The following is a 5733-nucleotide window of genomic DNA, read 5'->3' on the forward strand; positions in this document are numbered from 1 at the left end:
AAAAAGAAAGCCAACTAGCCTCCTTTCATAAATGGGGTTTATGGAGTGACTTAGGAGCCAACGGTGATCACTTGGATACCTTTCTCTTCCAAATACGTCCGATCCTCTGCTGCGATAAGGTTATCTGTGACAACTATATCGATTTTATCTAGCGGAACCACCACGTTAGGGCTACGACGGCCAAACTTACTTGAATCGGTCACGACAATGATCTGATTGGCTGCTTGGCACATCGCCTGGCTGACTTGATACGCTTCGTTGTAGGTTGTTGTTCCCTGCGCAAGGTCAAAACCATCAGCACCAATAAAGAGTTTATCGAAAGAAAACTGTTTAAATGCTTGCTCTGCCAGAGTGCCATGGAAAGACGCTGATTTTCGGCGATACGTTCCGCCCGGAACCAATACAGTATGTTCCGCATCCAAATTCGCGACTGCGTTTACGATGTGAATACTGTTCGTCATCAATGTCAGTGACATCACCTGTTCAAAATGCGGCACCATCTGCAGTGTAGTACTGCCACAGTCCAGAATGATCGAATCCCCGTCCTTGACCAGTTGTGAAGCGGCTTTAGCGATTAAGCATTTACGTTCAAGGTTCACCGTCTGCTTTTCATCCATCGAACGGTCTTCCAAAATGACGCTATTAGCGATACAAGCTTCAGCTGCTCCGTAACGGCGAATAACAAGCCCTTCTTCCTCTAACGAACGTAAATCACTACGTATTGTAGCTCCGGATGTTTCAAAGGTATCCGCCAGATCGTTCACTGACGTTTTCCCATTAACACGCAGATAATCCAGCAACTGCGCTCTTCTGTTATCTAAATTCATAGCATCAACTTCATTATTAAACTGATAGCAGTTTATAACAGTTCCCTTTCAACTTAAAAGGAAAAGGGGGAACATTCTTTCATTACTGCCTAGAAATTGCGACGTTTAACGCTTCTTGAACATTAGGATCCAGTTCAAATATGAGTGATTCAGGGATAGGTAGTGATTGACCAATGAGTTGATCTAGTGTCTTTGGTCTAGCAAATACAGAAATACCCTTCATCACTTGGGCATCTACAACATGCTGATCTTCATCTTCAACCAACACCAGTACGGTACGCGGTTTCCATCGGCTTTGGGTGCGGCCTATCTTGACTTTCCCTTTGTGAGTCATAGATTGAAGCATCCGATTAAAAGATCGAATCTGCAAATAACCTAAGACGATCTGTATCATCCAAGCTCCTGCAGCAAAATAAATAAGTACAGTTGTTGAGTCCATCTCATACCTCTTGTCAAAAAGGGGCAAGCATAACGCCTGCCCAATATAAGCTGCCCTTATTCTAGGAGCATAGGGCTTAATCCATGGGGGATGGATTAGAACATTACCTGACCACCCGTGATATTGATCGATTGACCAGTACAATAGGCGGCTTCATCGCTGGCGTAAAACTTCAGTACATTGAGAACATCCTGATATTCACATCCTGCCTTAAGTGGCACTTTATCGATATAAATCTGTTCAACCTCTGATTCCGGTACACCCAATTTTTTCGCATACTGAGGTAGCAGTGATTGGAACATAGGGCTTTTCAACAAGTTACCCAACATCAAAGAATGCACCGTGATTTTGTGTTCCGCTAAATCTAACGCAAGTGACTGAGTCAGGCCAACCCCACCAAATTTGGCCGCTGAGTAACCACTGTTATGCTTTGAACCCACTTTACCCGACTTTGAGTTGATCTGAATAATGCGCCCACCACGTTGTTCACGAATCATTACTTTTGATACTTCTCGTGCACAGAGGAAATACCCCGTTAGGTTTACGTCAATCGATAGCTGCCAAGCAGTCAGTGGAAAACCGTCAATCTTGCCAGCCTGAGCTACGCCAGCGCTGTAAACCAGCAGATCAATCCGTCCAAAAAATTCATCTATTTGCCTAACCATATTCACTACACTTTGCTCTTTGGTGGCATCTACCTCCACACCCAGTGCTGTAGCCTGGCCGTATTCTTGATTAATTCTATTAGCCACCTTTTCAGCACTGCAACCATTTAAATCGGCGACCGCAACTCGGTAACCTTCATTAGCCAAACCTAAGCACAGAAATTCACCTAGAGTCTGACCACCACCAACCACTAACGCAACTTTACTCATAACTTACACCTTACTTAGAGGGTGCCCCATCGTAGGCATAGAGCACCCATACTGACTATTAATTTAAAAAGACAATTTCATCACCGCAGCGCACTTGCTGAGGTCGTTCACCATTGACATGAAGACAACCCGGATATTCAGCTTCAACTAAGGCATCAAACCGTATGGTAATGTGCCCAAGTTCTGCAAGGTTTTGATTGACCACCTCACCAACCGCTGTAATCGGATACTGATACCTTCCCAATTGCATCACACCACCGGGTTTGATATTCCCCTTGAGTGCGTCATGCGAGTGGATGAAGCAATACTCTGCCGCATCTTTTGGGGCAATATTACTGAAGATGATCATCATATCGTCTTCCAACGCACTATTGGCAAACTCACCAATGCTCTCGATCTTGACTTGATATAGTGGCGACATTGCTCACCCCCTATTGATAGATAAATAGAGACACAAACCAAGCCAGTAGAACGGTAGGTGCGCCAGTAAGGAAACGTGAATACAGTACCGAAGGAACACCTATTTCAACGGTTCTCGGCTTAGCTTCTGCCATACCCAACCCAACTGGGATGAAATCACAAGCCGCTTGAGCATTGATGGCAAATAAAGCGGGCAACGCGAGATGTGGTGGTATATTGCCAAGACCAATTTGGGTGCCGACTAATACACCAATAACTTGAGCGATAACCGCACCGGGGCCAAGGAATGGAGAAAGCAACGGGAACGAGCAGATCAACGCGAGCGTTACTAACCCTAGTGGATTTTGTGCCAAAGGCGTCAATACATGCGCGATCACATCGCCCAAACCAGAGGCAATGATCACCCCAATCAGCATGGAGACGAATGCCATAAAAGGCAAAATCGTTTTCAAAATGGTGTCAATGGCTTCACGCCCAGCTTGGTAGAAGGTCGCCATCACCGAACCCATCCCAATGCCGATCCGAGCCAACAAGCTGTCACTTTGCTGAGTTAGTTTTTTACTCGTATCGTATTTGTTTGTCGCCAAATTCTCGTTCGAGAGTTCATCTCTTAGTGGTGGTTGCATTGATCCCCCCTCGCTGCCTACTAGCTGAATGTCACGCTCACGCACACCCGATACATAAATATCTTCAGTGATGAATTCAGCCAATGGTCCACTTTTACCCGTAGCGTGAATATTAACTGTCGGTATCCGTTTTTTAGGATACAAACCGCAGCGCAATGTTCCACCACAGTCGATGACCGCAACGCCAATTTCTTCATCGGGCACACTAGTTTTAAAACCATCAACCGCTTCATAACCGGTAAGCTCAACAATACGGTCGACAATCGCAGGGCGAGTACCACCCGTAATGTAAAACACCTTTTTATCGGCTTCGATCGGCAACTCCAATGGGCCACCCCAACCGCCACTACCTTTCTGTATACGTAATACTTTCGTCATTTTTATTGCCCCATTAACCTACGTGAACCTGACGCTCTAACTGAACACCCTGTTGACGTTCAACCATAGTTGTAGTGAAGTCAGTGACCCACCCACGGAAGAAATTCGTCACCATACCAACCAACAAATAGCTAACCGCAAGAGGTCCAAGCGGCAGACCGAGCGTTGTCAGGCCACTAGCGATACCTAGATAGACAAACAACTCACCAGGGTTAATGTGCGGAAACAAACCATTCATCGAGTGACAGCTATATGAAGCCGCCGCGTAATAGGAAGGTTTATAACGTTCAGGTAAAAAACGACCGAGACTCAATGTCATCGGGTTACAGAAAATGAAGGTGCCGATAACTGGCAATATCAAATAGCGAGAGATCGGATTGCCAGCACTACTCTGTGCCAGTTTCTCCACTCGTTCTTGACCCACCAATCGGATAAGCGCATTCATCGCCACCAGCAGTGCAATTAGTAAAGGTAAAATACCGGTTACCATCCCCGTAAACACCTCTCCTCCTTTTTGAAATAGTCCGATAAACCATTCCGCTCCGTGAATTATCCATTCCATAATCAAACCTCATTGTTGTTATTGGCTTAGTGTCAAAGTACGTATTTATACTTCCACTTTATATTTCAAATTAAAAGAATTGACTTTCATTTTAATGACGATGATCACGAAATAATTTTCATAACGAAAACAATAACAAGGGATGAAAACGAATTAACAACCAAGAGGCATCACCCATTCCTGAGCGACTTTAAACACTAAAAATCAATAACCCCAAAACCCAAACAAAACATAACTTATTGTATTTAATAGACATTAAATACAATAAGCTTTTATTAGGCCGTATTCGACAGGTATTATCTGACCGTAAAAACGCCACGACTCATCAGTGTCATGATTAAAATAACTACAGAAAATCCTTAAAGCAGTTTAATCAGAGCCACGCACTAATTTTCAAACCAAAAGAAATAACAGAAATATCACAAGCCTGCTTTCAGTATAAAAACCCATAAAGCAGGCTGTAAGCGCTACTGAATCACGCTTTACATTTTTTGAGACGGTGGCTCGATATCAAACAGGAAGACTCCGAGAGCAAGAAAGAGTTTTGGTAGGGAAATTGATTAAAAATTTAAACGGGCCTTAACCTCTCATTGACACTACCTCAACTCGTTTTTGTCACTCTGCACACCACCAATAAAGGTGATAACAAAAAGAGGATGGACTATGGTGTTTAGCGAAGAGGATCGCCAAGCCTTATACAATGTATGGATGTCACAAAAGGCTAAAATGCATTTGACTCAGATGGAGATGGCTAAGCGACTTAACCTTACTCAACTTGAGTTCTCACATCTTTTACGAGGGGATAGCTCTTTATCGATGACGTTTATCAGTCAATTCTGTCGTCATCTACATATTGAGCCGCACAGGGTACTACCGAGTTTGAAACAGACCGCCACCAGCGAGGTAAAAGCGATCTGTTTAAAAAACCGAATAAGTGTTGATGGTGATATCCAGCATGTTTCTATAGAAGGTAATCAGGTGATCATTGAATACATTCATTATGCCTAATTATTGCTCTACAGCGACTTGTTCTTGCACTAACGGCTCAGAGCGGTAATTCTCACCGGCTAATATATCGTAATGAATCACGGTGTCGTTATTGAATTTCGAGAAATCGTAATAGACGGTGTAAGCGTTGAATTCTTCATCTTTAGTCCTTTTCTTTCCATCGACATAAAAATGACAACCAATGGCCCCTGCCCACTCTTTTCTTATACTTTTAAATATATCGCCATTGCAATCCTTTGCTTCAATCAAAGAACTAAATGGTAAAAATTTGTCGTCAGCTGAATTTGGACTATAAATTCTTAATTGAGCGAAACCAACAGTATCGAAAGCGTTATATGCCTGAACTATAATATCCCCAAGAGTAACATCACAGTTTAATGCGTCATAATATTTCTGGTAGGGAATTCTCAATTCATATCGGTTGGGATCCGCAGAAAAATCATAGGTGATATGTAAATCTACATTTGCCCCTTTTGACCATTTCACATTAGAAAAACTGAACGTACGCGCCTTACAGTTGCTTCCACTTGCTCCCCATCCAACCCAAGCATCTATTTTAGTATCGATAGGCTTTTTGCCTGATATAGTAATATAGGAT

At 43.3% G+C, this 5733-nt stretch carries 8 protein-coding genes; 1 reads left to right on the plus strand and 7 read right to left on the minus strand.

Going from position 1 to position 5733, the window contains the following annotated elements; genetic code table 11:
* Positions 1–50 precede the first annotated feature (50 nt).
* From B9J84_RS14985 to B9J84_RS15010, 6 genes are all read right to left on the minus strand, one after another.
* Positions 51–827, minus strand: a complete 777-nt coding sequence (locus B9J84_RS14985) for a DNA-binding transcriptional repressor (RefSeq protein ID WP_013868510.1) — start codon at positions 825–827, stop codon at positions 51–53.
* A gap of 82 nt (positions 828–909) precedes the next feature.
* The gene (locus B9J84_RS14990) at positions 910–1266 is read right to left on the minus strand and encodes a transcriptional regulator GutM (protein ID WP_094124470.1); all 357 of its coding nucleotides are present in this window, start codon (positions 1264–1266) and stop codon (positions 910–912) included.
* 95 nt (positions 1267–1361) lie between these two features.
* On the minus strand, positions 1362–2141 hold the full coding sequence (gene srlD, locus B9J84_RS14995) for a sorbitol-6-phosphate dehydrogenase (RefSeq protein ID WP_013868508.1): 780 nt from the start codon (positions 2139–2141) through the stop codon (positions 1362–1364).
* Between the two features lie 58 nt (positions 2142–2199).
* Positions 2200–2562, minus strand: a complete 363-nt coding sequence (locus B9J84_RS15000) for a PTS glucitol/sorbitol transporter subunit IIA (RefSeq protein ID WP_013868507.1) — start codon at positions 2560–2562, stop codon at positions 2200–2202.
* A gap of 10 nt (positions 2563–2572) precedes the next feature.
* On the minus strand, positions 2573–3565 hold the full coding sequence (locus B9J84_RS15005; protein WP_094124471.1) for a PTS glucitol/sorbitol transporter subunit IIB: 993 nt from the start codon (positions 3563–3565) through the stop codon (positions 2573–2575).
* 13 nt (positions 3566–3578) lie between these two features.
* Positions 3579–4127 (minus strand): PTS glucitol/sorbitol transporter subunit IIC, encoded by a 549-nt coding sequence (locus B9J84_RS15010; RefSeq protein WP_038148604.1) that lies wholly within the window; start codon positions 4125–4127, stop codon positions 3579–3581.
* A 663-nt stretch (positions 4128–4790) separates the two neighbouring features.
* Here B9J84_RS15010 and B9J84_RS15015 point away from each other — a divergent pair.
* A complete protein-coding gene (locus B9J84_RS15015; protein ID WP_026027796.1) occupies positions 4791–5135 on the plus strand; it encodes a helix-turn-helix transcriptional regulator in 345 nt (114 codons plus the stop codon).
* On the opposite strand, the gene B9J84_RS15020 is transcribed toward B9J84_RS15015, so the two are convergent.
* On the minus strand, positions 5136–5733 hold a 598-nt coding region (locus B9J84_RS15020; protein ID WP_094124472.1), incomplete at its 5' end, for a hypothetical protein.

It is taken from the genome of Vibrio sp. V03_P4A6T147, assembly GCF_002241085.1.
GTDB lineage: Bacteria > Pseudomonadota > Gammaproteobacteria > Enterobacterales > Vibrionaceae > Vibrio > Vibrio anguillarum.

Bases quoted from the DNA above. Each gene is read 5' to 3' on its own strand.
- srlD (WP_013868508.1), bottom strand. From the start codon at position 2,141: ATGAGTAAAGTTGCGTTAGTGGTTGGTGGTGGTCAGACTCTAGGTGAA.
- B9J84_RS15005 (WP_094124471.1), bottom strand. From the start codon at position 3,565: ATGACGAAAGTATTACGTATACAGAAAGGTAGTGGCGGTTGGGGTGGC.
- B9J84_RS14990 (WP_094124470.1), bottom strand. From the start codon at position 1,266: ATGGACTCAACAACTGTACTTATTTATTTTGCTGCAGGAGCTTGGATG.
- B9J84_RS15000 (WP_013868507.1), bottom strand. From the start codon at position 2,562: ATGTCGCCACTATATCAAGTCAAGATCGAGAGCATTGGTGAGTTTGCC.
- B9J84_RS14985 (WP_013868510.1), bottom strand. From the start codon at position 827: ATGAATTTAGATAACAGAAGAGCGCAGTTGCTGGATTATCTGCGTGTT.
- B9J84_RS15010 (WP_038148604.1), bottom strand. From the start codon at position 4,127: ATGGAATGGATAATTCACGGAGCGGAATGGTTTATCGGACTATTTCAA.
- B9J84_RS15015 (WP_026027796.1), top strand. From the start codon at position 4,791: ATGGTGTTTAGCGAAGAGGATCGCCAAGCCTTATACAATGTATGGATG.